This window comes from Marinobacter sp. MA (genome assembly GCF_048298425.1).
Classification (GTDB): Bacteria; Pseudomonadota; Gammaproteobacteria; order Pseudomonadales; family Oleiphilaceae; genus Marinobacter; species Marinobacter salsuginis.
In genome coordinates this window covers 2,572,804-2,598,303 of sequence record NZ_CP103058.1, presented here as the reverse complement: position 1 = coordinate 2,598,303, position 25,500 = coordinate 2,572,804, and the positions used below count along the sequence as shown (strand labels likewise).

18 protein-coding genes and 1 pseudogene are annotated in these 25,500 nt (G+C 57.7%); 14 read left to right on the top strand and 5 right to left on the bottom strand.

Going from position 1 to position 25,500, the window contains the following annotated elements; genetic code table 11:
* Positions 1–94: 94 nt before the first annotated feature.
* From malE to malG, 3 genes and pseudogenes are all read left to right on the top strand, one after another.
* Positions 95–1,294 carry a maltose/maltodextrin ABC transporter substrate-binding protein MalE gene (gene malE, locus NUW46_RS12060; RefSeq protein ID WP_418140200.1) on the top strand — a complete coding sequence of 400 codons (1,200 nt, stop codon included), beginning with the start codon at positions 95–97 and terminating at the stop codon, positions 1,292–1,294.
* A gap of 161 nt (positions 1,295–1,455) precedes the next feature.
* Positions 1,456–2,951 (top strand): annotated as a pseudogene (gene malF / locus NUW46_RS12055) (maltose ABC transporter permease MalF).
* 10 nt (positions 2,952–2,961) lie between these two features.
* Positions 2,962–3,852 carry a maltose ABC transporter permease MalG gene (gene malG / locus NUW46_RS12050; RefSeq protein WP_069183322.1) on the top strand — a complete coding sequence of 297 codons (891 nt, stop codon included), beginning with the start codon at positions 2,962–2,964 and terminating at the stop codon, positions 3,850–3,852.
* A 194-nt stretch (positions 3,853–4,046) separates the two neighbouring features.
* On the opposite strand, the gene malK is transcribed toward malG, so the two are convergent.
* Both malK and NUW46_RS12040 read right to left on the bottom strand, forming a co-directional pair.
* Positions 4,047–5,162, bottom strand: a complete 1,116-nt coding sequence (malK, locus tag NUW46_RS12045; RefSeq protein WP_418140199.1) for a maltose/maltodextrin ABC transporter ATP-binding protein MalK — start codon at positions 5,160–5,162, stop codon at positions 4,047–4,049.
* Positions 5,163–5,193: 31 nt separating this feature from the next.
* Complete coding sequence (locus tag NUW46_RS12040) at positions 5,194–6,807, bottom strand: alpha-glucosidase family protein (RefSeq protein WP_209396982.1); 1,614 nt, start codon at positions 6,805–6,807, stop codon at positions 5,194–5,196.
* A 217-nt stretch (positions 6,808–7,024) separates the two neighbouring features.
* On the opposite strand from NUW46_RS12040, the gene NUW46_RS12035 reads away from it, so the two are divergent.
* On the top strand, positions 7,025–8,038 hold the full coding sequence (locus NUW46_RS12035; RefSeq protein ID WP_305967176.1) for an FAD:protein FMN transferase: 1,014 nt from the start codon (positions 7,025–7,027) through the stop codon (positions 8,036–8,038).
* A 22-nt stretch (positions 8,039–8,060) separates the two neighbouring features.
* Here the strand turns inward: NUW46_RS12035 and NUW46_RS12030 are convergent, their stop codons facing one another.
* Genes NUW46_RS12030 through NUW46_RS12020 form a run of 3 tightly spaced genes read right to left on the bottom strand, consistent with a single transcriptional unit; the run spans position 8,061 to position 13,365 of the window.
* Positions 8,061–9,620, bottom strand: coding sequence for a general secretion pathway protein GspF (locus tag NUW46_RS12030; RefSeq protein WP_069183325.1), 1,560 nt, complete (start codon positions 9,618–9,620; stop codon positions 8,061–8,063).
* A 12-nt stretch (positions 9,621–9,632) separates the two neighbouring features.
* Positions 9,633–12,098, bottom strand: coding sequence for a LamG domain-containing protein (locus NUW46_RS12025; protein WP_305967177.1), 2,466 nt, complete (start codon positions 12,096–12,098; stop codon positions 9,633–9,635).
* Between the two features lie 31 nt (positions 12,099–12,129).
* Complete coding sequence (locus NUW46_RS12020) at positions 12,130–13,365, bottom strand: hypothetical protein (RefSeq protein ID WP_305967178.1); 1,236 nt, start codon at positions 13,363–13,365, stop codon at positions 12,130–12,132.
* Between the two features lie 170 nt (positions 13,366–13,535).
* Between NUW46_RS12020 and NUW46_RS12015 the strand changes: the two genes are divergently transcribed.
* From NUW46_RS12015 to NUW46_RS11970, 10 genes are read left to right on the top strand one after another with little or no spacing between them, the layout of a single operon-like run.
* On the top strand, positions 13,536–16,226 hold the full coding sequence (locus NUW46_RS12015) for a hypothetical protein (protein WP_418140198.1): 2,691 nt from the start codon (positions 13,536–13,538) through the stop codon (positions 16,224–16,226).
* A 22-nt stretch (positions 16,227–16,248) separates the two neighbouring features.
* Entirely contained in the window at positions 16,249–17,001 is a 753-nt protein-coding gene (locus tag NUW46_RS12010) for an SH3 domain-containing protein (protein ID WP_209396992.1), read from the top strand.
* Positions 16,971–17,615 carry an outer membrane beta-barrel domain-containing protein gene (locus tag NUW46_RS12005; RefSeq protein ID WP_305967180.1) on the top strand — a complete coding sequence of 215 codons (645 nt, stop codon included), beginning with the start codon at positions 16,971–16,973 and terminating at the stop codon, positions 17,613–17,615. The genes NUW46_RS12010 and NUW46_RS12005 overlap by 31 nt, the downstream gene beginning before the upstream one ends.
* 11 nt (positions 17,616–17,626) lie before the next feature.
* Positions 17,627–18,130: a TlpA family protein disulfide reductase gene (locus NUW46_RS12000; protein ID WP_305967181.1), complete on the top strand. Its 504-nt coding sequence runs from the start codon at positions 17,627–17,629 to the stop codon at positions 18,128–18,130.
* A gap of 18 nt (positions 18,131–18,148) precedes the next feature.
* Entirely contained in the window at positions 18,149–18,385 is a 237-nt protein-coding gene (locus NUW46_RS11995) for a DUF4266 domain-containing protein (RefSeq protein WP_069183331.1), read from the top strand.
* Positions 18,372–19,532, top strand: coding sequence for a DUF3570 domain-containing protein (locus NUW46_RS11990; RefSeq protein WP_069183332.1), 1,161 nt, complete (start codon positions 18,372–18,374; stop codon positions 19,530–19,532). The genes NUW46_RS11995 and NUW46_RS11990 overlap by 14 nt, the downstream gene beginning before the upstream one ends.
* Positions 19,533–19,551: 19 nt before the next feature.
* A complete protein-coding gene (locus NUW46_RS11985) occupies positions 19,552–20,103 on the top strand; it encodes an AraC family transcriptional regulator (RefSeq protein ID WP_418140197.1) in 552 nt (183 codons plus the stop codon).
* A 20-nt stretch (positions 20,104–20,123) separates the two neighbouring features.
* Positions 20,124–22,058: a hypothetical protein gene (locus NUW46_RS11980; protein ID WP_418140196.1), complete on the top strand. Its 1,935-nt coding sequence runs from the start codon at positions 20,124–20,126 to the stop codon at positions 22,056–22,058.
* On the top strand, positions 22,051–24,936 hold the full coding sequence (locus tag NUW46_RS11975; protein WP_418140195.1) for a tetratricopeptide repeat protein: 2,886 nt from the start codon (positions 22,051–22,053) through the stop codon (positions 24,934–24,936). The genes NUW46_RS11980 and NUW46_RS11975 overlap by 8 nt, the downstream gene beginning before the upstream one ends.
* Complete coding sequence (locus tag NUW46_RS11970; protein WP_136631836.1) at positions 24,923–25,492, top strand: tetratricopeptide repeat protein; 570 nt, start codon at positions 24,923–24,925, stop codon at positions 25,490–25,492. The genes NUW46_RS11975 and NUW46_RS11970 overlap by 14 nt, the downstream gene beginning before the upstream one ends.
* Positions 25,493–25,500 lie beyond the last annotated feature (8 nt).

The following is a 25,500-nucleotide window of genomic DNA, read 5'->3' as shown; positions in this document are numbered from 1 at the left end:
CTCGCAAAAGAAAGTTTGCGTTCAGTCCGGCCCGACAACCTCGTGAATGGCCGGAAAACAAGAATAAGGCAAGAACATACAGAGGAATCACCTGATGAATCGTCGAACTTTTATCCGCAGCACTCTCGCAGCCTCCATTGTTGCCGCTACCTTCGGCGTCTCCGCGCCGGCCCATGCTGAGATCGAAGAGGGCAAGCTTTTGGTCTGGATCAACGGTGACAAGGGCTATGACGGCCTGCAGGAAGTGGGGGACTGGTTCACTCAAGAAACCGGTATCCCGGTTGAAGTCGCCCACCCGGACAGCGCCACCGACAAGTTCCAGCAATCTGCCGCAACCGGCAATGGCCCGGATATCTTCATCTGGGCCCACGACCGTTTCGGCGAATGGGCCCAGAGCGGCATCATTTCCGAGATTAAACCGTCCCAGAGTGTGATTGACGCCAACTATGACTTTACCTGGGATGCGGTCACGGTGGGCGGCAAGATGTACGGCTACCCGATGGCGGTCGAGTCTATAGGCCTGATCTACAACAAGGATCTGTTGGCAGAGCCTCCCAGCGCCTTCGAGGACATTCCTGCCGTTCACGAAAAGCTGGCGGAAGACGGTAAGCGCGCCATTCTGTGGGACTATAACAACACCTACTTTACCTGGCCGATCCTGGCGGCAGCTGGCGGATACATTTTTGGTGAAAACGCCGATGGTTCCGTGGATGTGAAGGACACCGGCGTGAACACCGAGGGGGCCATCAAAGGTGCCAAAGCATTGACCCGGCTGATCGAGGAGGGCGTGATGCCCCGCGGAGCCGACTACAGCGCCATGGAGTCCAGCTTCAACAAGGGCGAGACGGCCATGATGATCAACGGACCCTGGGCCTGGGGCAACCTTGAGAAAAGCGGCATCAACTTCGGTGTAACCACCATCCCGACAGTGGATGGCCAGCCCAGCAAACCGATGGTGGGTGTTATGGCCGCGACCCTGAACTCTGCCAGTCCCAACAAGGATCTGGCGGTTGAATTCCTGGAGAACTACGCGCTCTCCGTCAAGGGCCTGAAAATGGTGAACAACGACGTTCCCCTGGGTGCTGTGGCCAACAAGGAATTCATGGATGAACTCTCCTCCGATCCCAATATCAAGGCGACCTTCGAGAATGCCCAGCTGGGTGAACCCATGCCGAACGTACCGGCTATGGGTGCCTTCTGGTCGTCCATGGGGCCTGCCCTGCAGAACATCACGTCAGGGCGCCAGTCCGTTGAAGATGCCCTGAACGCGGCAGCACAGCGAATTACCCGGTAACCAAAGGGTAAACCGGTGTCGGAGGGGGTTCCTCCCTCCGACACCGGGCCGCCTGGACGTGCATGAACATTCGCCGTTGCCGACGTGCGACGGTAATCAACGGGCTGACTACAATGATAACGGAAACCCTGTCCTCTCCCGGTATTGAAAGCAGACACTCCATGACCCGAGTATTTCTAAAATGGGGCGCGCTGGCGGCGTTGGTCGGTGCCGCGCTCTACCTCATTCTGGCACTCTACGCCCAGCGTGAGTTTGTCTTCGCTATGCTGTTTCTGGTGCTCACCGCGTCGGCTGTTGCGGTGTTCGTGAGCAAAAAGCTGTACGCGCACCGTTACATTTTTCCGGCCATCGCCGGCATGGGGCTATTCGTCATTTTCCCCCTGATGTATACCGTTGGTATCGGCTTTACCAATTACAGTGCCAGCAATCTGCTGAGTTTCGAGCAGGTGCAGGAAAACCTCCTGAGCCGGACCTATCAGTCAGAAGCGGTTCGCTACGACTACCAGCTATACAAAACCGACGAAGGCTATGTGTTCTGGCTTGAGGGAGAACACCAGAACCTGACTTCAACACCGGTAAACCTGGATGAGGGCGAGCGCTCGGCACCCGTGTTGCCGGTGTCGGGCAAGCCGCAAGGTGAACCTTTGTCCATTCGCGAGATCATCCAGCTCAGGGGTGAGCTTTCGGAACTGACCCTGATCACCGAAGACGGGCGCGAGCTGAGCCAGGCCAGCCTGCGTTCATTCGCGGCGATCCATCCCCAGTTTACGCTGCATGACAATGGGAGCCTGACCAATAACCAGACCGGCGTCACTTATTTCCCGGACCAGGAAACCGGCTTCTACCGGGACGCCGATGGCAATGCCTTGTCGCCTGGCTGGACGGTCAATATCGGCTGGGATAACTATCTCAAGGTGGTCACCGATCCTTCCATACGCGGGCCATTCTTTGAGATCTTCGTCTGGACGCTTTCGTTCGCAGTTGCCACGGTTGTCTTTACCCTGGCGCTGGGGCTGCTGCTGGCCAACCTCCTGCAGTGGGACCAGATTCGGGGCAAGGGCTTTTACCGCACCATGCTGATCCTGCCTTATGCGGTGCCGGCCTTTATCTCGATTCTGGTGTTCAAAGGCTTGTTCAATCAGAACTTCGGTGAGATCAACCTGGTTCTCGAGGGCCTGTTTTCGGTATTCGTCCGGACTGGTTCAGTGACCCGGCGCTGGCCAGAACCATGATTCTGATCGTGAATACCTGGCTTGGCTATCCCTATATGATGCTGCTGTGCATGGGGCTTCTGCAGGCTATCCCCCGGGACCTGTATGAAGCCTCGGCCATGGACGGAGCAGGGCCGGTGAACAATCTGTTCAATATCACCCTGCCGTTGATCATCAAGCCGCTGATGCCGCTGCTGATTGCCAGCTTCGCATTCAACTTCAACAACTTTGTCCTGATTGCACTGCTGACCGGGGGCGCCCCGGACATCATCGGCGCGAGCACGCCGGCAGGTACCACCGATCTTCTGGTGAGCTACACCTACCGCATTGCGTTTCAGGACTCCGGGCAGAACTTTGGTCTGGCCGCCGCTATTGCCACTGCAATTTTCCTGGTGGTGGGCGCGTTGTCCCTGATCAATCTCAAACTGTCCAAGATCAAGGTGTAAGGAGCTTCTTATGGCCATGGTTGAACCCCGCTCCACCAAATACCGCGTGCTGGCATCCCACCTGGGGATGCTGGCGTTCATCGCGATCATTCTGTTCCCGCTGTTGATGGTTATATCCATCTCGTTCCGCAGCGGTAACTTTGCATCCGGCAGCCTGCTGCCGGAGAACCCCTCGCTCGAGCACTGGTATCTGGCGCTTGGTATTCCCTACACCGGCGAAGATGGTGTGACTACGCAGCCGCCGTTTCCGGTGCTTCTGTGGTTGTGGAACTCGATCAAGATCGCTGTTGTTTCGGCGGTGCTGATCCTCGCACTTTCTACAACCAGTGCTTACGCCTTTGCGCGCATGCGTTTCGCCGGCAAGGGATTTGTCCTGAAATCGATGCTGATTTTCCAGATGTTCCCGCCGGTGCTTTCCCTGGTGGCTTTGTACGCTCTGTTCGATCAGATCGGCAATCACGTGAGCTGGCTCGGGTTGAATACCCACGGTGCGGTCATCGTGGCCTCCCTGGGTGGCATGGCGTTGCATATCTGGACCATCAAGGGCTACTTCGACTCCATTGACCGCTCCCTGGAGGAGGCCGCTATCGTGGATGGCGCCACCACCTGGCAGGCCTTCCGCTACATCCTGCTGCCACTTTCGGTGCCGATTCTGGTGGTGGTGTTCATCCTGGCGTTCATCATGACCATCATGGAGTACCCCATGGCGTCGGTGCTTCTGGTGGACACCGATAAGCTGACCCTGGCGGTAGGTGCCCAGCAATATCTGTACGAGCAGAACTACCTGTGGGGCGATTTCGCGGCAGCGGCGGTTCTCTCCGGTCTGCCGATTACCGTGATCTTCCTGTACTGCCAGAAGTGGATTGTCGGCGGCCTCACCGCCGGTGGTGTGAAAGGGTAGGCGACTTCTCTTTACGCGATCCCAGCGTCTTCCAGCGTTAGCTTTCGCGACCCGGTCAGGTTAATTCCCCCTGCTGACCGGGCTTTTTTGTCACAAAAAAGGGCCGGTACGTGACGGAACCGGCCAGAGAGTAGCCCCGTTAGGGGTGACGACAGATCGAAACAGAAAGGGGCCGGGTGGCCCCAAAGAGTGGGTTAGAAGTCGATGCAGGGCTCTCGGTAGAGACGGGGGCAGGCGGTGCCGTCCTGGCGGAACAGGTGGCATTTGTTGGCGTTCATGCCCAGGGTCATTCGGGCGCCTTCCTGAATCGGGTTGGAGCCGTCGGTGCGCATGGTGATAACGCCATCGACGTTATTGACGTCCAGATGCACCAGGGTCTGGTAGCCCAGGCGCTCAACCACGTGCACTTCACCTTGCAGATACATGTCGGCTTCCTGATCTTCGCTCAGATGTTCCGGGCGAATGCCAAGGGTGACGGATTCGCCCTCGGAGAGCTCGGCACCGTTTACCGGCAGGTCCAGGCGGTGGTCACCCGGCATGACGATGGTGACGGACTGGCTGCTCGCGGAAGCAACGGCGCAGTCAATGAAGTTCATCTTCGGTGAGCCGATAAAGCCGGCGACAAAACGGGTAGCCGGGTAGTGGTAAAGCTCCATGGGTTTGCCCACCTGCGCGATGGAACCGTTGTCCAGGGCGACAATCTTGTCTGCCATGGTCATGGCCTCTACCTGGTCATGGGTCACGTAAACCATGGTGGCGCCCAGGCGTTTGTGAAGGCGGGAGATTTCGATGCGCATCTGGACCCGCAGGGAGGCGTCAAGGTTTGACAGGGGTTCGTCAAACAGGAATACCTCCGGTTCCCGGACAATGGTCCGGCCGATGGCCACGCGCTGGCGCTGGCCGCCGGAGAGGTCCTTGGGCTTGCGCTCAAGGAGTTTGTTCAGTTGCAGCAGATTGGCGGCATCCTGGACGCGACGGTTGATTTCGGTCTTGTTGGTTTTGGCCAGTTTCAGGCCAAATGCCATGTTCTCTGCCACGTCCATGTGGGGGTACAGGGCATAGGACTGGAACACCATGCCCACTTCCCGCTCCTTGGGAGGCAGGCTGTTGACCCTGTCGTTACCGATGTACATGTCGCCGGAGGTAATGTCCTCCAGACCTGCGATCATGCGGAGCAGGGTGGACTTGCCGCAGCCCGAAGGCCCGACAAAGACCACGAATTCTCCGTCCTTGATGTCCAGGTTTACGTCTCGGGTAACCTGGACTTCGTCATAGCTCTTGCAGATATTGCGTAAAGTGACGCTGGCCATATCTCTTGTCTTCTTGTTAGGTCATTGAATGTCAGAGCCGGGCAATGTCGATGCCCCAGGGCCCGAGTGTCAGATCCTTGCCATGCCACTGGCCGCCCACGAAATCCGGGGTTTCCGGTTCGGGCGTTCCGGCTCCGGGCATTGGAATGGTGACGGCGGTCTCGCTCAGGTTCAGTGCCACCATCACGGTTTCATCACCCAGACTGCGGGTGTAAACCAGGGTATTTTTCGGGCTCTTGCTGAACTCGATATCCCCTTTGAGCAGGATGGGTTGGTCTTTTCTCCAGCCCAGGAACGCCCGGTAAGCGGCGAGTACGGAATTGTCCTCAGCATGCTGGACAGCGACAGCTGCGTTGTAATGATCATCATAAACCGGCAGCCATGGACGCGCATCGGAGAATCCCGCGTGGGACTCCTCGTGGTGCCATACCATGGGCGTGCGGCAACCATCCCGGCCCTTGTATTCCGGCCAGAAGGTAATGCCGTACGGGTCGACAAGGTCTTCGTATCGCAATTCTGCTTCGGTCAGACCCAGTTCCTCCCCCTGATAGATACAGACACTGCCGCGCAGGGTCAGCAACATGGCCATGTAGGCCTTGAGCTGCTGCTCCGAGGTTGCGTTCCAGCGAGTGGCCACTCGGGCGACATCGTGGTTGCCGATGGCCCAGCAGGGCCAGCCGTCGGTCAATTTGCCCTCAATGGTGTTCACGGTCTTGTGGAAGAAATCCGCACCGTGCTGCTCTGTCAGCAGATCGAAGGAATAGGCCATGTGCAGTTTGTCGCCACCGCTGGTGTAATCAGCCATGGTCTGAAGGGAATTGTCGTCGCCGATCTCGCCGACCGTGGTAGTTCCCGGGTACTGGTCCAGCAGCGCACGAAGACGCTTCAGGAAATCGATGTTTTCCGGTTGGGTCTTGTCGAACTTGTGGAACTGGTAGGCGTAGGGGTTTTCCTTGCGCACGCCGATAGAGCCTTCAGCAACAGCCTTGCTGGCAGGGTTGTCTCGCAGCTTGGGGTCGTGGAAGCAGAAGTTGATGGCATCCAGGCGGAACCCGTCGACACCGCGGTCGAGCCAGAATTTAACGTCCGACAGAACCTGCTTCTGAACCTCCGGATTGTGGAAGTTCAGGTCCGGCTGGCTGGTCAGGAAGTTGTGCAGGTAATACTGCTTTCGGCGACTGTCCCAGGCCCACGCCGAGCCACCAAAGACCGACAACCAGTTGTTCGGAGGCGTACCATCGGATTTCGGATCGGCCCATACGTACCAATCAGCCTTTGGGTTGTCACGGTTGGCACGACTCTCAACGAACCAGGGGTGCTGGTCCGAGGAATGGCTCAGTACCTGATCGATCATGATCTTCAGGTCCCGCTTGTGGGCCTCGGCGATCAGCTCGTCAAAATCCTCAAGCGTGCCGAAAATTGGGTCCACATTGCGATAGTCCGAGACATCATAGCCAAAGTCTTTCATCGGGGAGGTAAAAAACGGAGACAGCCAGATAGCGTCCACGTTCAGGCTGGCAATATAGTCCAGCTTGGCGGTTACCCCCGGCAGGTCGCCGATACCATCGCCGTTGGAGTCGTAGAAACTTCGCGGATAAACTTGATAAATGACGGCGCCACGCCACCAGTCCGGGTTCTTGATCATGTAGCCTCGCTTGTACTTCTGGCGGTGAGAAGTTGTTATTGTTGAAAGTGGTAATTGCATTCCACCCAAATAGACTTGATTCATACTGCGGCTGGCTCGCGCTCCATTCATCCTCCTGCGCCACTTTTTGTTGGCGTAGACGGGGGGATGAGGGGGGAGTAGTAGGGGGAGCCACCGATGGCGGTGAACATTGGATAACACACATGGAAAACCCAGAATGATGCGTGCAGGATTCCGAGAGTGGTCAGGGCGTGTCCTGACAGTGGCATCCTGTCTCTGGCTGATTAGCTTTGCGGGCGCGGCCGGCGCCGAATGGCACCGGTTCTCAGACACCGCCATGACGACGCCCATCGAACTGGAATTCTGGGCAGAGGATGAGGACCTGGCGGAGAAGGTCGGGGAAGAGGTGCTGGCGGTTTTTCATCAGGTTGATGAGCAGATGAGTCGCTACCGGGAGGACTCGGAAGTTTCCCGACTGAACCGCAACGCCGCCAATGGTCCCGTAACCGTCAGTGACGACTTGTTCGCGGTGCTTGAGAAAGCGCGGGAGGTGTCGGTGCTCAGTGATGGCGCCTTCGACATCACCTTTGGTTCGGTCGGTTACCTGTACGACTTCAGAGCCGGCAAAAAGCCCACGGAGGAGCAGCTACAATCTGGCTTGCCCCGGGTGAATTTCCGGGATGTGATTCTTGACCAGGGTGCGCAAACCGTTGAATTTCGCCAGGAGGGGATCCTGGTGGATCTGGGCGGCATTGCCAAGGGCTATGCCGTTGATCTGGGGATCGAGCGCCTGGTCAGCTCTGGTATCCGCCATGCACGGCTGAGTGCCGGAGGCGATATGCGGTTACTCGGAGACAAGCGGGGCCGCCCCTGGTACGTGGGCATCCGGGATCCCCGCTCAGAGGGGCGCAATGCCGTGGTTCTGCCGCTGCAGGACGTGGCTGTGTCCACCTCTGGCGACTACGAGCGGTTTTTCATGGATGAAGCGGGAGATCGGGTCCATCACATTCTGTCTCCCGAAACCGGCAAATCCGTTCAGGGGGTCCAGAGCGTGACGATTATTGGCGAGGATGCGTTGACAACCGACGGCCTTTCCACGGCAGTCTTCGTGCTCGGCCCCCAAAAGGGACTGGAGATGATCGAGCGTTTAAAGGGTATCGATGTGGTTGTTATCGATGACCAGCGCATGATGCACGTGTCAGAAGGGCTCGTTCCACCCCAATCCGACTAGGGGGTGGAACGAGCGGTTTCGGTTAGTTTCCGATTGTACCGTTCACGACATTCGAGAAGGCTATCAGGCTGTCCTGAGAGGTGCCGTTGCCCAGCCCGTGGCCGTTGAAACGACTGCCAAAGTCAGCCTGTTCCCCGTGTAGTGCCATGTAATTGAGCAACACGGTCTGCACCAACTGGTTGACGTTGTTGGCCGCGGGGCTGGAAGCGGTTTCCACCGATGCATCAGAACGCATGAAGCCGATCTGCCTGCGAATCGGAGTGGGGCGGCCAGCAGGGTTGTAAACGAGGAAGAAAGATGCGGCCGTCTGCTGGTTGTCGCCGGTCCATTCGCCCTTGCCACGACCGTCCATGGAATCATCAATCCGACCGTTGCTCGACACCGAACCGTCACTGAATACATAAAGCATCAGTGGCATGCCCACCCGAGCAGCGTATTCCAGGCAGGCGCCCATACACCGGCCGGCCTGTTCGTCACGACGTTCGCCCGTTCCGCGCTCACCGGTGTGATAGTCGTAGCCGCCCATGGTTATCGTGCCGGCGCCGGCGTAGCCGCTCAGAACCAGCTTCATGACAGAGGCAGTTTTACGGAATTCGCGGTTGCTGTTGAACTCATCGCGGCTGAAGATGCCTGTGGGGCCAACGATTTCGAGATCCAGCTCCGGATCCAGGTCCGCCGGGTTGCCGAATCGGTCGGCAAGATCGGCGCTCTTTACGTAACCGCAGCGGACCAGGTCCTTGACCACTTCATCCGTGGAGATACTCGTGTTGACCTGATTCATCTTGGCGTCACTGATCCGCTGGATAGACTCCATGACTGCAACAGCATCTTGCTGATCCAGAATCCCGATCAGGTCGCCCACGTCCACCAGCCCAGTGACGTCTGACGGCCGGTCAATCTTGGTGGGGCGAACCTCCGGATTAATCAGATTCATGGGCGCCAACGAGTTACCGCCGGATTCAGAGCTTTGGGAACCCACCAGAGAGAGCAGGGAGCCGTCGGCACCTGCACGATGGATACCATACATCGGGTTGTGGGGGTTGTTGCCAGTGTCGTTTTCCGAGCGAGCCGCAATAATGGCGCCGTCAGTTGCTGCGCGGGTTCCGGCACTGGTGCTCTGCAGGATGCCGCGCAGGAAGCCGCTGTCCGAATGGAAAGCAAGGCCCAGCTCGGTGTTCACGAATGCTGGATCGTTGGGCAGCATGTCTCCCGGAAGGCCGAGTTTGTTGTAACCTGCGGTGCTCAGGAAGTCCATTTGCCCCCCGGATTTGCCCATCAGCACGTTAGAACCGGCAATATTGGCGCCGCCTGCCAGGTCGAAACAGATGAACGGGATCTTGCCTGCCCCCTGAACCGCTATGCCACAGCTTTGCTTCAAGGTTTCCAGGTCGGAAGAGAGCGCTGCGGACGCCATTCTGGGATTACCGAAGAGGCTGAACAAAGACGCCCCAAACACGGTTGCCGAGCCTGCCATAAGGCCCTGCGCGATAAACTCGCGACGTGTTCTTGGCTTGCCGTGGTCGTCGTGGAGCAGTGGGCTGCCGTTGGCCAAAGGCTTTTTACGTGACTTGCGTATAAACATGATCGGCTTCCTCTACTGAACCAGGGTGGTGGCACTGCCAAGCACTGCTGCGCAGCTTGCCTTTACGACCGTTTCTGTGCGGTCAGGCTCGCAACCCGCGCCACAGCTGGTCAGTCTATCCATGAGCGAACTGAGCTCAGTTTCGATTGTGCTATCACCAGGCTGTGATGCCAGGTTGCTGCCCACGAACCGGGACAGCAGCGGCCCGGTTACGAGGCTCTTGCCGCCGTGGTCGAATGCCGTGCTGGCCGGGGCGGAGAAATCGAACCCGGGGAACATCTGGTCCCGAAGCTGCGCATTGGAGACCAGGGCATCGCAATACTGAATGGCCATCTGAGTAACCGCCATCTGATGAGAGGACAGGAAGCCCTGGATAGTCTCCACCGTGGGCAATTGCTGCTTTACGGTGGTGTACGTGTTGAATACGGCCTGATTGGTCGTGGGAACACCGGTCATTCGCGACATGGACTCGTTGATCTCGTCAAAGGTCTTCAGGCCGATCTCCGATGACGGTTCCAGATCTGCAGGCTCCGGCTGCGGAGGCAGGGACGGCTCTGACCGGGCAAAGCTGTTACCTCCCAGTTGATCGAAGGTCAGGAAAAACTCGTCATTTCCGGGCCCGTTTTCCAGCGCAATGATGGTGCCCAAAGAAGAGAGCGGTTGCCCGGTGCCGGGCTCGTAACTGTCAGCATCCAGGACAACGTCCAGGTTGGCCCAGGCCTGTCCCACCGTCGCTTCTTTGCCATTGATGCCCAGTCGCATGCCTCGTAGCGCGATGTTTGACGGTTCGGCGGTGTCATCCAGGCTGATGAAGAAAGGACTGGTGAACCGGTACGCGTAACTGTCGAACTGGCTGACTTCGAACACAATGAAACTCTCGGGCACATCGATCAGGTGAGAGACGCCGAACAACAGGTAGAACTTCTGGCCCACACCGACTTCGAAGTTGGCCTGGACCTGCTCCGGTGTCAGCGCACGATTATGGATGGCAACCATCCGGATAGCGCCCTGCCAGGGAGAATTGCCATCAGTTTCGTTGCCCAGCACCAGGGCGAAGCTGTCGTCCCATTCTGTCAACAGTCCACCGTCGTCCGGATCAACATCGCCGGTTGGAACGCCATTCACGAAGATCTGACGCCCGGTCGCCGGGGTGTAGTTCACCACAACGTGCTGCAGGGTTGCCTGCAGAAGCATGTCGGCGTCCTGGGTCGCGAAAGGCGTATTTTCGTCACTGGTGGTGCTGCGGTGCAGTACCTCGTAACGCTGGAGCGACTGGCTCAGGGTAACGTTGCGCGTGGTGGATGAACCCGAGTAGGTCACGATGCGGGCATCTTCCTGAGTAATATTTCCCGGGGCGACCCAAGCTTCGATGCTGTATTCACCAGAGGCGGTCAGCAAAGTGTGGAGCTTGCGACTCGCAGTGGTGCTGCCCTGGGCCTTACCGGCCGGGACCATAAAGCCCTGTTCGTTTTCGCCGGCCGGGCCAAGGTCGATGCCCCAGCCGCCAACCCAGTCGACATTTCCGCTGAGGGTAAGGTCCAGCGCCGGCGATACGCCGCTGGTGTCAAAGGCTGTCTGGCCTTCGCCAAACTTGAATTCGTAGAGGGCAATCACGTTGTCCTCAAAGCGGCCTCCGGAGTTGGCAAGCAGGCCGTCTGCCTCGAGGTTGAGTGCCTTGCTCGCTACCATCGCCGGGTCCACGGGCTGGGCGCTCAGGTCCTGGACCATTTCAAGAATCTTCAGCTCCATCAAATCGGCCGAGGCTTCGCAGTTGTCGTCCCAGCAGTTATGGAAGTCATAGCGCAGGCGCTCAACCAGGCGGGATGCGCCCGGGTTCATCGGATCAATGCGGCTTTTCGCCTGATCGTAGGCGGTGGTGACATCGGCACTGGCGATGTAGGGGGTCTGACCTCCGTCCCCGTGGCAGTCACTGCAATACTGTGTGAGTACCGGGTATACGGTGCTGGAGAACAGGCCAGGGTCGCTGGGCAGGGCAACCGTGGCACCCGGCTCTTTGAGGGCCGGAGCGCGGAGTTCGACAGTTTTTGCAGAGCCTTCAGAGCCGCCGGCCCAGTTGGAAATATAGGTGGTAAGAATGTCCACACACGCCGAAGTGCTCTGCAGCCAGCAATTATGGCCACCGGCCACCTTGGTCACCATTATGGACTGGGATGGATCTGAAAGATTAACAATCGAGTTTGCCTGGGCATAGGCAAGGTTGACGTCCTGCTCGTTGACGAACGTAGGTGCCTGACCACTGGAGCCATGGCACGCGCCGCATTTATCCTGGGTAACCAGGTTGTCCCAGACGGTGCGTTTGAAGTTGGCTACATCATCCGTCGCAGGAGCAGGCCCGTTGTAGGTAACCGTACCGGAATTCTGGGAGGTATTTGGCAACTGCTCCGTGGATTCGCCACCACAGGCTGAAAGCAGAAGCGCCAGGCCAGTGACAGCAAGGACCGATTTGAGGGAGCTCATGGAAATTCCTTTAAATGTGTTCATAGCGTCCTCACTCCCCCATGCAATACACAGCGGATTCTGCGAATACCTGCTTCAGGTCATATCCCTGGCTTGCGAAGCTGGCAACCATACTGCTTACCTGTGAACGGTCCGCGCTGTCTGATGGCGGTCGGAGACAGACATTCTCGAACACCTTCTTGACCTGGCACTCTGCAAAGGCGTCTGAATGGGCGAATTCCCTGCCCAGGCTCTTGGCACCGCTGCCGGAACCCGGCAACGAGGGATCCCATCCCAGCCGGCGATTGGCGCCCTGGCGCCAGTAGTTATCCCAGCTGTCGTCAGGCGTTACATAGCCCTGCTCGAAAGTTGCAGAATTGATGTGGTACTTGGCCTGAACCCGGGAGCCGGTTTCCGGATCCGTTTCGCCCATGGCGTTGTAGACCAAGCGGCCCAGCTCGCCATCAGGATCGGTATTGGCGTCGTATTCGTAATCGTAATAGGCAAACGCCTGGGCCATCGGGTCCATGCCGCTGTGGCAGCCAACGCAGTTGTTCAGGAATACCCGGCTGTCCCCTCCCGGGCTGCGGGACACGTCCTGGCGAATGCGATCTGGCGGCAGAGTAACGTCCGCTACCTGCTCAAGGTCGTTGCACATGTGGTTGATCAATGTGAAACGGAACATGGCACGGTTGGTACCGGCGCTGAAGAACGCCCGGGCTGAGGCTCTGGACGTAATAACGCCTGCGGTGGCAGCTGGGGGGAGGCCTGTGTAGGTCGACTGATTCACGCTTATCAGATTGTTCTTGAGGCTGGCTCCGCTGGTCTCCAGGGATTCGTAATGGTTGTTGTTGGTGGTGGAGTAATTTGGCAGGTTCAGGGAAGGATCCCCGATGTACAGAACATCGTCATAAAGGACTTTGCGGAAGTCTTCCCCGTCCCGAACCAGGCCGATCACCGTGGCGATATAGTCATTGAGGGGTACGAACTTTGACATTGCTTCGTTCGTCCAGGGAGCTGCAAAGTTTTTCAGGGTGACATCATAGAAGGCGCTGTCATCCATGGCAGTGAACGCTGCATCGATAGCGTTGCCCGAAACAATGTCACTTTCCATGGCATTGAGGACAGCGGCGGAAGGTGGCACGCCGGCAATCCGGTCGTGAATTCGCTTGGCCTGTTCTCTGGGGCCGGCCTGAGCAAGGCTTGCCTGTCCAGACACCAGTGCGACGAGAACTGCGGTACTGCAAGCCTTACTGAGACGGCTTCTGATCCTGTTCCGGGCGGTCATGTCCTTTCCCTCGGTTTTCATTAGCATCTGCACATTAATGCTTTTTGACAATTGTTAAAAGTATACGGCTTGCTATATCCTTCGTTTTGAGTCGTAGGCCACGTTATTACATTGCGTTACGTAAAACCCTTGGAGCCTGCCATCGGAACCGACTTAATTTATGTCATGGAATGTCATCCGAAACAGGGTTTGTCACGTTGGAAATTAAGTCACCCAATCTGAACATCTGTCGCAGTGCTCGTCTGGCTATCGCGCTTGGCTCGTTTACTGCGCTTTCTGGCTGCCTTTCGAGCAGCGATAGCCAGCAGGCGGATCCGGTTGTTGTCGAGAACCCGGTGGCGTATGTCGAGCGAGCTCTGCTTTTTGATGAGAACACCGGCGCCCTGGTGGAGGACAACCTCGCAGACCCTACGGCCTTCCGTCCCGGTGCCAGGCTGCTACTGAAGGCCAGTGCGACGGCCGATGCTGAAACACGGGATATTGCTTCCAGAGCGTTCGCCGGGCCGGAATTTCTCGATGACAACGGCCAGTTGCGTTACGACGTTAAAGATCTCCATGTCTCCCATGATGGCGCCAGATTGCTGTTCGCCATGCGCGCTCCTGAAATCGAGGACGCCGATGACGAGGATCAGCCAACCTGGAATATCTGGGAATACGACGTTAGTGCAGACACCCTGCGTCGGATCATTGGCTCGGACGTTACCGCACGCGCAGGCCAGGATGTTGCTCCCGCCTATCTGCCCGATGGCAGAATCGTTTTCTCCTCTACCCGTCAGCGGATCTCCAAGGCGGTATTGCTCGATGAAGGCAAGCCTCAATACTCCGGCCTGGACGAAGAGGGCGACAGCCCTGCGTTTGTCCTGCATGTGATGGACGATGATGGCGAGAACATCGAACAGATTACGTTTAACCAGAGTCACGACCTCGATCCCATGGTGGCTGACGACGGCACCATTGTGTTCAGTCGCTGGGACAATGCCGGCCAGACCCGAAACAACGGTGTAAACCTCTATCGCGTTAATCCCGATGGCACCGGGTTGAGCTATCTCTACGGTCGTCATTCCCACGATTCCGTGCCTGAGGCGAACGGCATTCAGTATCTCCAGCCTCGGAAGTCGGACAGCGGCAATCTGCTGGTTCAGTTGCGTCCCTTTGAGAGTGATGATTACGCCTCTGTGCTGGCGGAGGTAGACGTCGAGCAGTTTGTCGAGGCCAATCTCCGCATCGACGGAACCGAGGGCACGGGTCAACAACCTCTGGTTCCCGGAGTGGGTCTGGACGGGCAGCTATCGTTGAAGGGCAGCTACGCATCGGTTTCTCCCTTGCTGGACGGGACCAACCGTTATCTTGTGAGCTGGACTCCCTGCCGTTTGCGGGAGGTAGCAACCGACCGGATTGTGAATTGCACGGATGATCGCCTGGAGTCGGAAGCGTATCTGCCCGCAGAGCCCGTCTACGGTCTCTGGCTTCTTGATATCAACAGCGAAACGCAGCGGCCGGTGGTTCCACCGGTGGAAGGTGTCCAGTTTGATGAAGCGGTCCTGATGAAAGAACGGCCCCTGGAAGGCTTCATTCCTGAATCGCAGTTTGCTGGTCCAGAAGGCGCGCTGAAGGATGCCGGTTACGGCGTTCTGCACATCCGCAGTGTGTATGATATCGATGGTGTCGATACCACTCCTGCAGGCATCGATGTTATGGCCGATCCGCTGCAGACACCGCCCGAAGATCGTCCCGCCAGATTTTTGCGTCTGGAAAAACCCGTCGCCATCCCCGATGAAAACGTCCGGGATTTTGATAACAGCGCGTTTGGCCGGAGCCGCGCTCAACTGATGCGGGAAATCCTGGGTTACGTGCCGATCGAGCCGGACGGCTCCGTGAAGGTGGCAGTGCCGGCCAATGTCGCGTTCGCCATCAGTGTGCTGGATGAGCAAGGCCAGCGAATCGGTGCGCGGCACCAGAATTGGCTGACGGTGCGTCCCGGTGAAGCCCTCGAGTGCGCAGGCTGCCACAACCCGAACAGTCCTACGCCCCATGGCAGGCCGGATGCCGGACCTGATCCCGTATGGGGTGGGGCGGCAACCACCGGTATTCCGTTTCCGAATACCGACCCGGGCCTGTTCGCCGATATGGGTGAAACCATGGCCGAGGTGTTTGCTCGCATCAACGATATTCGCCGACCGACGCCGGATGTGATCTATGCCGATGAGTGGTCCGGTGATGCGGTGGATCCAAAGCCTGACAGCTTTTCCTATGCCTATGGCGAGCTGCAGACCCCGCAGCCCATATCCGGCGTTTGCGCCAGCGACTGGGCGCCGAATTGTCGGATTGTAATTAACTACGAGCAGCATATTCATCCGCTCTGGAGCCTGAATCGGGAGGTGTTGGATCCGAATACGATGGCAGTTGTGGATGACTATACCTGTACCAGTTGTCATACCGACACCGATGCGGCCGACGCTCAGCAGGTGCCGGCTGGACAGCTGGATCTGGGCGATGGCCCGTCACCCGATGAACCGCTGCACTTCAACGCTTACCGTGAATTGCTTTTCCCTGATAGCGAGCAAGAACTTGTTAACGGAGCCCTGATCGACGTACTCGTGGACTCGGGAGATGTTTTGAGGGACGAAGAGGGCAACCCCATTCTGGATGCCAATGGCAATGAGCAACCCATCCTCGTGACAGTGCCTGTGCAGGCTTCAATGTCTGTCAACGGCGCCCGTGCCAGTAATTTCTTTGATGTGTTTGCCGAGGGGGGAACGCACCGCGATTTCCTGACACCGTCGGAGCTCAGACTGATCGCGGAATGGCTGGATGTTGGCGGCCAGTATTTCAACAACCCGTTCGATGCCCCGGAAGACTGATTCAAGGACTGACACTCGCGCCATGCCCATTGCCATTCTCGTGTTTCTGTTGTTTTTTCCGGCCCAGAGCTGGGCTGGTTGGCTGTGGGGTCAGGGTGACGAGGACGTCGCGCAAGTGCAGGTGACCGAACCTTACATTGAATGGCGAACCGGCCCGGCAACTGGCTATCCGGTTTTTCACACCAGCGAGCAAGGGGAGTGGCTGACCATTCTTCAGCGCAAAACAAGCTGGCTAAAGGTTACTGACTCCCGGGGTCGGGAAGGCTGGGTAGCTGTTGCCGATATCGCCCAGACCGTGGACGCCACGGGTAACCGGGTGGATCTTCAGGTCCCGGATTTTGATTCTTTCAGTGATCGGAGGTTCGAGGCCGGTTTAATGATGGGCGAATTTGATGGTGCCGCCGTCACCGCCGGTTACGGTGGTTTCTGGATGACTCGGAACCTGTCTGCCGAGCTGTGGGCCTCCCAGATTCTGGGCAGTGCGTCGGAGATTCGGAAGGTCGATGCCAATCTGGTGCATCAGCCATTTCCACACTGGCGGGTATCCCCCTTCTTTACCCTCGGGGTCGGGCATATCTGGGTGGATCCCAAGGCCACCCTGGCTGAGCCGGAAGAGCGGGACAACGCTATCGGCCATGCCGGCCTTGGCATCCGGGCCTACATCACCGATCGATATTTCATCCGTGCCGAAGTGAAGGACTACAAAGTGTTCACTACCCGGTCCACCAACGAAGAAGCGACAGAATGGAAAATCGGACTAAGCATCTTTTTCTGAAACCAGCGTGCCTCGCGGCAGGGCTATGTGTAGCGGGTGTTGCCCAGGCCCAGGATGATCGGCCGCTGATCGAGCCTGACGTAACCCCGGTACCGGTTACCGAGGCAATGATCGACACCGAGAACTTTGAAGTCGGCGCGTTTGTGGGTGTCCTGAACATCGAGGACTTCGAGTCGTCACTGCTCTATGGTGGCAAGCTCACTTATCACCTCAGTGAGTCTTTCTTCTTTGAGGCCGGAATCGGCTTCGCGGAGGGCGGAGAAACCAGTTTCGAAAAGTTGGCGGGTAACGTTGAAGTGCTCACCGATAGTGAGCGGGATTACAGCTATTACAACATCAATCTGGGCTACAACGTGCTGCCGGGGGAGGCCTTCCTCACCGAAAACTACGCGTTCAACACCAATTTCTATCTGATTGCAGGGGCAGGAGCCACCGATTTTGCCGGTGATACCCGCTTTACCCTGAACGCCGGTGCGGGCTACCAGGTGCTGTTGACGGACAGCGTTGCCGTTCACATTGGCGTGCGACAGCACTACTACCGAATCGACGTTCTGGGGGCCGAGAAAACCTCCATGAACACCGAGGTCAGCACTGGCCTGTCCGTCTTTTTCTGAATACAGGAGCAATGGTTATGAAAGCATCCATTCAATCACTCGCAGTCGCAGGCATTCTGGCCTGCCTGAGCCCGTTGGCGGGCGCCGAGGCAATCAATGTTCCGGCTCCGGATTTCACTCTTGAAAGCCGTTCCGGAGAGAACCTGAGGCTGGAAGATCACCGTGGGGAAGTGGTGATGCTGAACTTCTGGGCTTCCTGGTGTGGGCCCTGCCGCCAGGAGATGCCACTGATGGATGAGTTGTATAGCCAGTACAAGGATCTTGGCTTCACGATTCTGGCAGTGAATGTGGATGAGAATCGGCAGGAGGCACATCGTTTTCTGGACAAGGTGCCCGTGAATTATCCGATCCTCTACGATCCGGAGAGCTCGGTTAGCGAACTGTACGAAGTGCAGGCCATGCCGACGACCGTAATGATTGATCGTGATGGTAATGCGCGGTATCTCCATTACGGATACCAGCCCGGTTACGAAGACGAGTACGAACAGCAGATTCGCGAACTGGTGCGCGAGTAATTTTCGGACGGGACGTTTATGCGTAGTTTGTCGATCTTCACTGTCTCCGCTCTTCTGGCCGCCACGTTCGCGGTTTCCGGATGCAGCTCAGTCAAGCCATGGGTGAAACCTTACGAGCGGGATAATCTGGCGGACCCGGTCATGAGCCTGAGTCGTCATGGCAAAGCGGATTCCTACATGCACCACGTCTATCAGGCTCGGGAATCTGCCCGGGGGGCTGAAGGCGGTTCGGGAGGTGGTTGTGGCTGCAACTGACAGAAGACAGTTGGTGCGGTCAGGGTGCCTACTGCTTGCACTGGCACTGTTTGGGCATTCTGCGATTGCAGCCACCCTTCCTGTCGACAACGTTGACGTTCTGTATCACCGCTATGACGGCGGGGGCATGGTCATCGATGGCCCATCGGTGTTGGTTCGAAAGGGTATCGGTTCCCAGGTTTCCCTGTCAGGCCAGTACTATGTCGATTCCGTTTCAGCGGCCTCGGTAGACGTTCTGGCAACGGCCAGCCCTTATGAGGAAGAGCGCAACGAATACACCTTTGGCGTCGATTATCTGCACGATAAATCCATTCTGAGTCTGGGCTTTACCAACAGCACGGAAAACGATTACGAAGCCAATACCGTCTATTTCTCGGTGAGCCAGGAATTCTTCGGGGGCATGTCCACGGTTACCATGGGCTATGCCAGTGGCTGGGACGAAGTGGGCCGGGTTGGCAACGATTCCTTCAGCGAAGAGGCCGATCGTCGCAACTATCAGCTGGGCCTTAGCCAGGTTGTTACTCGCAATAGCCTGGTAGGTGTCGATCTTGAAGTGGTCACGGATGAGGGCTTTCTGCAGAACCCCTATCGTCAGAATCGCTACATTGATCCCAACGATTCCACTGCGTTCCTCTACCAGCCGGAGCGTTATCCGGAAACCCGAACCAGTACTTCCGTGGCTTTGCGAGCGTTGTACTATCTACCGTACCGGGCCTCGATCCGAGGGGAATACCGCTATTTTTCCGATACCTGGGGCATCAATGCCCATACTGTCGAACTCGGATACGTTCACGGATTGAACCAGCACTGGACCCTTGAGGGCTCAATCCGCTTTTACAGCCAGAATGAGGCGGATTTTTACAGCGATCTTTTTCCGTTCGAGAACTCCCAGACTCATCTTGCACGGGACAAGGAGCTCAGCTCTCTCTCGGGGACAACCCTGGCAGCGGGCGCCGTCTATGAATGGAAGCAGACGTCGCTTCCCGGCATTGATCGCCTGCAGTTCAGCCTTCTGCTGGACTGGCTGAATTTTGATTATGACAACTTCCGGGATGTAACCGCACCCGGCGACTATCTCCCCGGAGAAGAACCCCTTTATTCCTTCGACGCGCTGGTCACCCGGGCGTCGTTGATTCTTGAATACTGAGCATGCAGGAAGAACGACCATGGCCACTTGCTTGAACCATCGATTTCCGGCTCTTTTGGCAGCACTGACACTTGCACTGACAGGGCCCGTGTTCGCCCAGACAGATACCGGAGCAGATGACGATGATACGGCCGTCGCCGAACAGGTGGAGGCGTTGAAAAAGAAGGTGATCCGGCTGAACCGGGACTTGTTCATCCTTGAAGAGGATCTGTTGTTTCCGGCCAACACCCAGGTTGCGGTGTTTCTCAGCGTGGATGCCGGAAAGTTCCTGAAGCTCGATGCAGTGAAGCTGAAGGTCAATGACGAGATCGTCGCCTCTCATCTCTACACGCAGCGCCAGGTCACGGCTCTTGAACGCGGTGGCATGCAGCGGCTGTACGTGGGTAACCTGAAAACCGGAGTTCACCAGATGACGGCGTTCATCGAGGGAATCGGTCCGGATGAGCGTCCCTACAAGCAGGCCGCGTCCCTGGAATTTGAAAAGGGCACCGGTACGGCCGCTCTGGAGATCCGCGTTGAGGATCGCTCTTCCAACAATCAGCCTTCCGTATCCATCGTGGAGTGGGAGTAAATCGCGTCGTGGGATTGATCGTGATCACGTCGTTTCGAGCGCTTCCGGTTTTTTTCACCGGTGCTTTGCTCTGGCTGACGATGGTTTCTCCGGCTCAGGCCGAAGATGTTCAACCAGAGCGTGCGAAGGACCTTCGTTACGGTTGGGTACTCTATGAATACCATCAGGGCAACGCCTTCGAGGCACTGACTCAGCTGGCGGTTGCCCGGGAACAGGGTGGCATTGAGGGTCACGGTGACCACCCGGCTCTGGTAGAGGGCGGGCTGATGCTCTCCTGGGGAATGACTCGTGAGGCCAGCCGTTTGTTCACGCAGCTGCTAGGCGATGAAGGTTCGGGCAGCACGCTCTCGCCCGATGTTCGCAATCAGGCCTGGTTCTACCTGGGCAAGGTTTTCTACCTGGAAGGTGATTACCAGCTGGCCAGCGAGAATCTGGGTCGCGTGGATGGCGACACTCTGGCTGAGGCCAACCATGACCTGTTCCGCGAGTGGATTTATCTGCAAGCCCGGCTGGCCATGATGTCTTCGAAGTTCGGAGAGGAATCGGGACTTGCGTCGCTTCGCGCGCAACTGGAAGACACTGATATCTGGTCCCTTTACCTCCGCTACAATTCGGCGGTTTCGGCTCTGGCTGCGGGAGAAGCAGTCGCGGCCGAGTCGGAACTGCAGAAACTCATTGCCATCATCGAACAGTCTATCGATGTTGCCGAACCAGAGGACGAGCGCGAGGGACTATTGGGCCGGGCCCGCTTGTCACTGGCCAGGCTGTATCTCAGGGACAATCGGTTCGACATGGCCCTGGAGGTTCTTGGGAACATACCCCTGGACGGGGTATTTGCCGATCAGGCCCTCTTTGACTACGCGGTAGCTGCCGCCGGGCAGGGCAGGCCGGAGCGGGCACTGGATGCTCTCGATACCCTCGCGAATCGCGATCTGTTTCTCCCCTGGCGCCAACAAGTGCCGTTTGCCAGGGCCTACGTTCTAGAGCAGATGAACCGGCCGAAGAGTGCATTGCCCGCTTTTCAAAAGGCAGCCGATCATTACCAGGCCCGGATCGAGGAGCTCGACGGAATCCGGGATAGACTCAGTGAAGAGAGCCTGATGGCGCAGCTGGATTTCAGCCGTGATAGCGACGGGATTCTTACGGATTCCTACGGGCGACTGCGTGTGGAGCCGACCGATTTCGGCATGGCGGAAGTGCTGGCATCGGAGACGTTCCAGCAGGCCCTGGCCGAACTGAACGAACTCTACCGGATGCAGTCCTTCATTGCTGAACGGCAGTCCCGGTTTGAATCCTTCCGAGTCATGCTTCAGACCCGCGAACAGCAACGTCAGGTTCGCATTGCCCAGACCCGTCGGGAGCTGGAAAACCAGCAAGCTGACCAATGGCAAAAGCTACATCAGGCGTTCAGAGACAAGATATCTGCTGCGGTGTCCGAGGAAGACGCCGGTTTCTTCATGACCACAAAACAGAAAGCACTGAGGGACAAGCTCGATGAGGTTGAAGAAACCCTGGCGGGCTTGCCTGACGACGCGACCACCGACAGCCAGCGCGCGACCTATCAGAGGATGCGTGCCTACTTCGACTGGTGGATTGCTGATGATTACGGGGTGAACCGTTGGGCGGCGCAAAAGCAGTTGCGTGAGCTGGACAGTGAAATGGAACGCTTCCAGGTCCAACGGCAGCGGGTTGAAGCTCTGATGGCCGATGACAGCCGCCATGCCGAACTGGCTCGACGTATCGCTGCCAGTGAGCGGGAACTCGCGAACCTTGGGGCAGAGGTAGCCGATGCACTGGGGAATGCCCGGCGAGCTCTCGTGCGCCAGGTAGACAACATGCTTGCAGCCCAGCAGGAAGAACTGAACGGGTATCTGGTGGCCTCCCGCCATGCCCAGGCGAGGCTGGCGGATCAGCTGTTCCGTGCATCGCAGAGTGCAGGTGTTGCAGATGAATAATTGGACGCCTGGAAACATCGTTAGAGGGCTTGTTATTGCCGGCGCCCTTGTCTTGGTCAGTGGCTGCCAGATGTGGCAGTCGATAATGCCCGTCGGCGACGAGGAAATGCCCCGGGTGCGTGAGGGCACCCTGGCAGCGCTGCCGGCAACCGACATTCGGCAATCCCCTGACGGTCTGGAAGCTGATAGTGAACCAGCGAGCGATGTCTCCATCGAGACGGTGATGGAAAGCTACAACGCGCTGTTGCCGCTCGTGGACGATCCCCGTAAACAGGTCACGATTCGGCATCGATTGGCTGATCTGGAGTTCCAGCGAGCGGAGCGGAAAATGGCGGATACAGCCGTTGATGAGCTCTCCGGTGCGATCGATGCCTATCAGCGTCTTTTGTCTGAATATCCAGAACGCGAGGGCAATGACCAGATCTACTATCAGCTTGCCAGGGCCTGGGAACTTCGGGGTGCGACGCCCCAGCAGCTGGAGGCGCTGAATACGCTGGTCCGCCGTTATCCGGATTCGGAATACTGGATTGAAGCCCAGTTCCGTCGGGGCGATCTGCTGTTCATCGATGGCCGGTACCGGGATGCTGAGCAGGCCTTCGACGAGGTTACCCTTGCCAGCCAGGAACGCATGGCCGATGCCTCGTTTCTTGTGAACGCGCATTACATGAAAGGCTGGAGCCTGTTCAAGCAAGCGCAATATCAGGAGGCCCTGTTCAGCTACGTTGAAGTACTCGACCTGGTGATGCCCGATGGGCAACCGGTTGAAGATGTGGACCAGCGGAGCCAGACCCTGATCGAGGACCTGTTCAGGGTAGTGGGTCTGTCACTGTCGTACCTGGACGGAGCGGAAACCCTTCAGGCGCTGTTTCGCCAGACTGGTGGGCGTCCATACGAAATTCTGGTCTACGACCGCTACAGTGAGCTCCTGCTGGAAAGGGAGCAGTACACTGACGCGATCGATGTCTATGAAGCTTATATAGAAGACCATCCGGCAAGCCCCTGGGCGCCACGCTACCACATACGGATCATCGATACCCTGGAGCTCGCCGGCTTCACCCGGACTATTCCTGATAGAAAGGCCGGCTTTGTCAGCCTTTACGGTATCTACAGTGATTACTGGCAGTCAGCAGACCCCGATGCGATCGCCTTCATCGAACGGCAACTGGAACAGCTCTTGCCAGAGTTGGCAGACCGTCAGTATCTGCTGGCAGGGGAGGCCACAGATGATCAGCGGGCGGATGGTCACTACCGCAATGCCGCCCGTTATTACGCAGAATTTGCAGCCACATTCCCCGATCACCCCCGGACACCTGAGCGTCTTTTCCTCCTCGGAGAGACCTATCTGGAACTGGAAGACTGGCCGGCAGCCATCGCAGCGTTTGAGCGGGTTGCCTATGACTACCCCGGGGACAGGGTGCCCGAGCGCGCCGCTGAAGCAGGCTATGCCTCTGTGCTGGCCTTCCGGGAGTACGCAAAGACATGGGACAACCAGGCCGTATCGGACCAGAGGGCCTATCAGGAGTTGCAGCAATTGAATCGGCTGCGATTTGCAAACGCGTTCCCGGATGATCCCCGGGCTCCGGCCGTGTATTACATTGCGCTGCAACGGGAGTTTGATCGGAACAACTGGGAAGAGACGGTCAACATGGCAGCCCGTCTTGTTACCTGGCAGCCGGCGCCTCCGTCTGACCTGACCACCGAAGCCCTGTTACTGTCTAGCCACAGTCTGTCTGAACTGGCGCGATACGCGGAGGCGGAGCAGGCCTATCGTGATGCCCTCGCCACCATGGCTGAAAACGATGAACGCAGAGGTAGTGTGCGCGAGAATCTCGCCGCAGCAGTCTATCGGCAGGCGGAGCAGCTGGCAGATGCCGGCAATGTGGAGGCGGCAGTCAGCGAATTCCTGCGAGTCGGTAGTGCCGTCCCCGAGTCCGTTTTGAGGGCAAATGCGGAATACGATGCTGCCTCACTTCTGATCACCGCCAATCTCTGGGATCAGGCTATCAGTGTGCTGACCAGTTTCCGGAGGGCTTTCCCGGATCACGAACTGATTGACACTGTCCCGGCAAAACTGGCGCTGGCCTATCGCGAAACGGAGCAGTGGGAGCGAGCCGCAGACGAACTTCAGCAAATGGTAGCCCTGGCGACAACGCCCGAAGAGCGTCGGGAAAATCTGCTGATTGCCGCAGAACTCTACGATCAGGCGGGCAACCGGGAAAAGGCGATCGACACCTGGCGCGACTACGCCAACAGCCATCCCGAGCCGGCGGATGTCTATATGGAAGCGGCCAATCGACTGTCCGAGCTCTATCAGGAAGAGGGGGACACAGAAAGACGGGATTATTGGCTGCGCAAGCAGATGGAAACGGTGGACGACGCCCCTGAGGCGGCGGACGATCGCATGCGTTACCTTGCGGCGTCAGCCTCGGCGACCCTTGCCCGGGAGGCTCTTGCCCGGTATGACAGCATTCGCCTGACGCTCCCTCTGAACGAGAGCATGACTGCGAAAACCGATGCGCTGGAGAGGGCGGTGAATGCCTATCAGAAAACCGCCAGTTACGGACTCTCCTCGTTCTCGACCGAGGCGGGCTATCAGATTGCCCATATCTATGGACGCCTCGGCGCAGATCTGATGGATTCTGAGCGGCCTACCGGATTGAGCGAGCTTGAACTGGCCCAGTACGAGCTGTTGCTGGAAGAGCAGGCCTATCCATTCGAAGACAACGCCATTGATATTCACGAGCAGAATATCCGGCGTGCCCGGGAGGGCATTTTCGATGAGTGGGTCAGGCGCAGTTACGAGGCCTTGAAAGTGCTGTTGCCAGGGCGCTACCGGAAAGAAGAAGTAACCTCGGGGATTGTCTATGAGCTCGATTAAGACCTTCGGAATCTGTCTTGTCGTGATATCCGTGCTGTCTGGATGTGTGACCGCCCCGCCGCAGCCGGAGTCAGACGAACAAGCCGAGCAGGCGGTTCTTGAGGCGTCATTCAGCGAAGCAGTAAAAGCTATGGAGCGGGGAGACGTTGCCGAAGCTCGGTCCCGATTCGAGCAATTGGCCAGCGACTACCCGGAAAAGGCAGGGCCCATGGTCAACCTGGGAATCATTGCTTTCAACGAAGGCGACACCGAGACAGCCACGAAATGGTTTGAGGCGGCGCTGGCGGTAAATCCCGACCATGTCCAGGCGTTGAATCATCTGGGCGTGATTGCCCGGAATGCCGGAGAATTCGACCAAGCGGAGCAGTTTTATCGCGCCGCACTGTCCTCGGATCCGAAATACGCCCCGGCGATCCTTAATCTCGCCTTTCTGCTCGATATCTACCTGGGGAATCCTGCTGATGCCGTTGAGCTTTACGAGCGCTATCAATCGGTTGCCAGCGAGCCGCACCCGAGACTGGAAGACTGGATCTTCGATGCGAAAAACCGAATCTGATGGGGAGA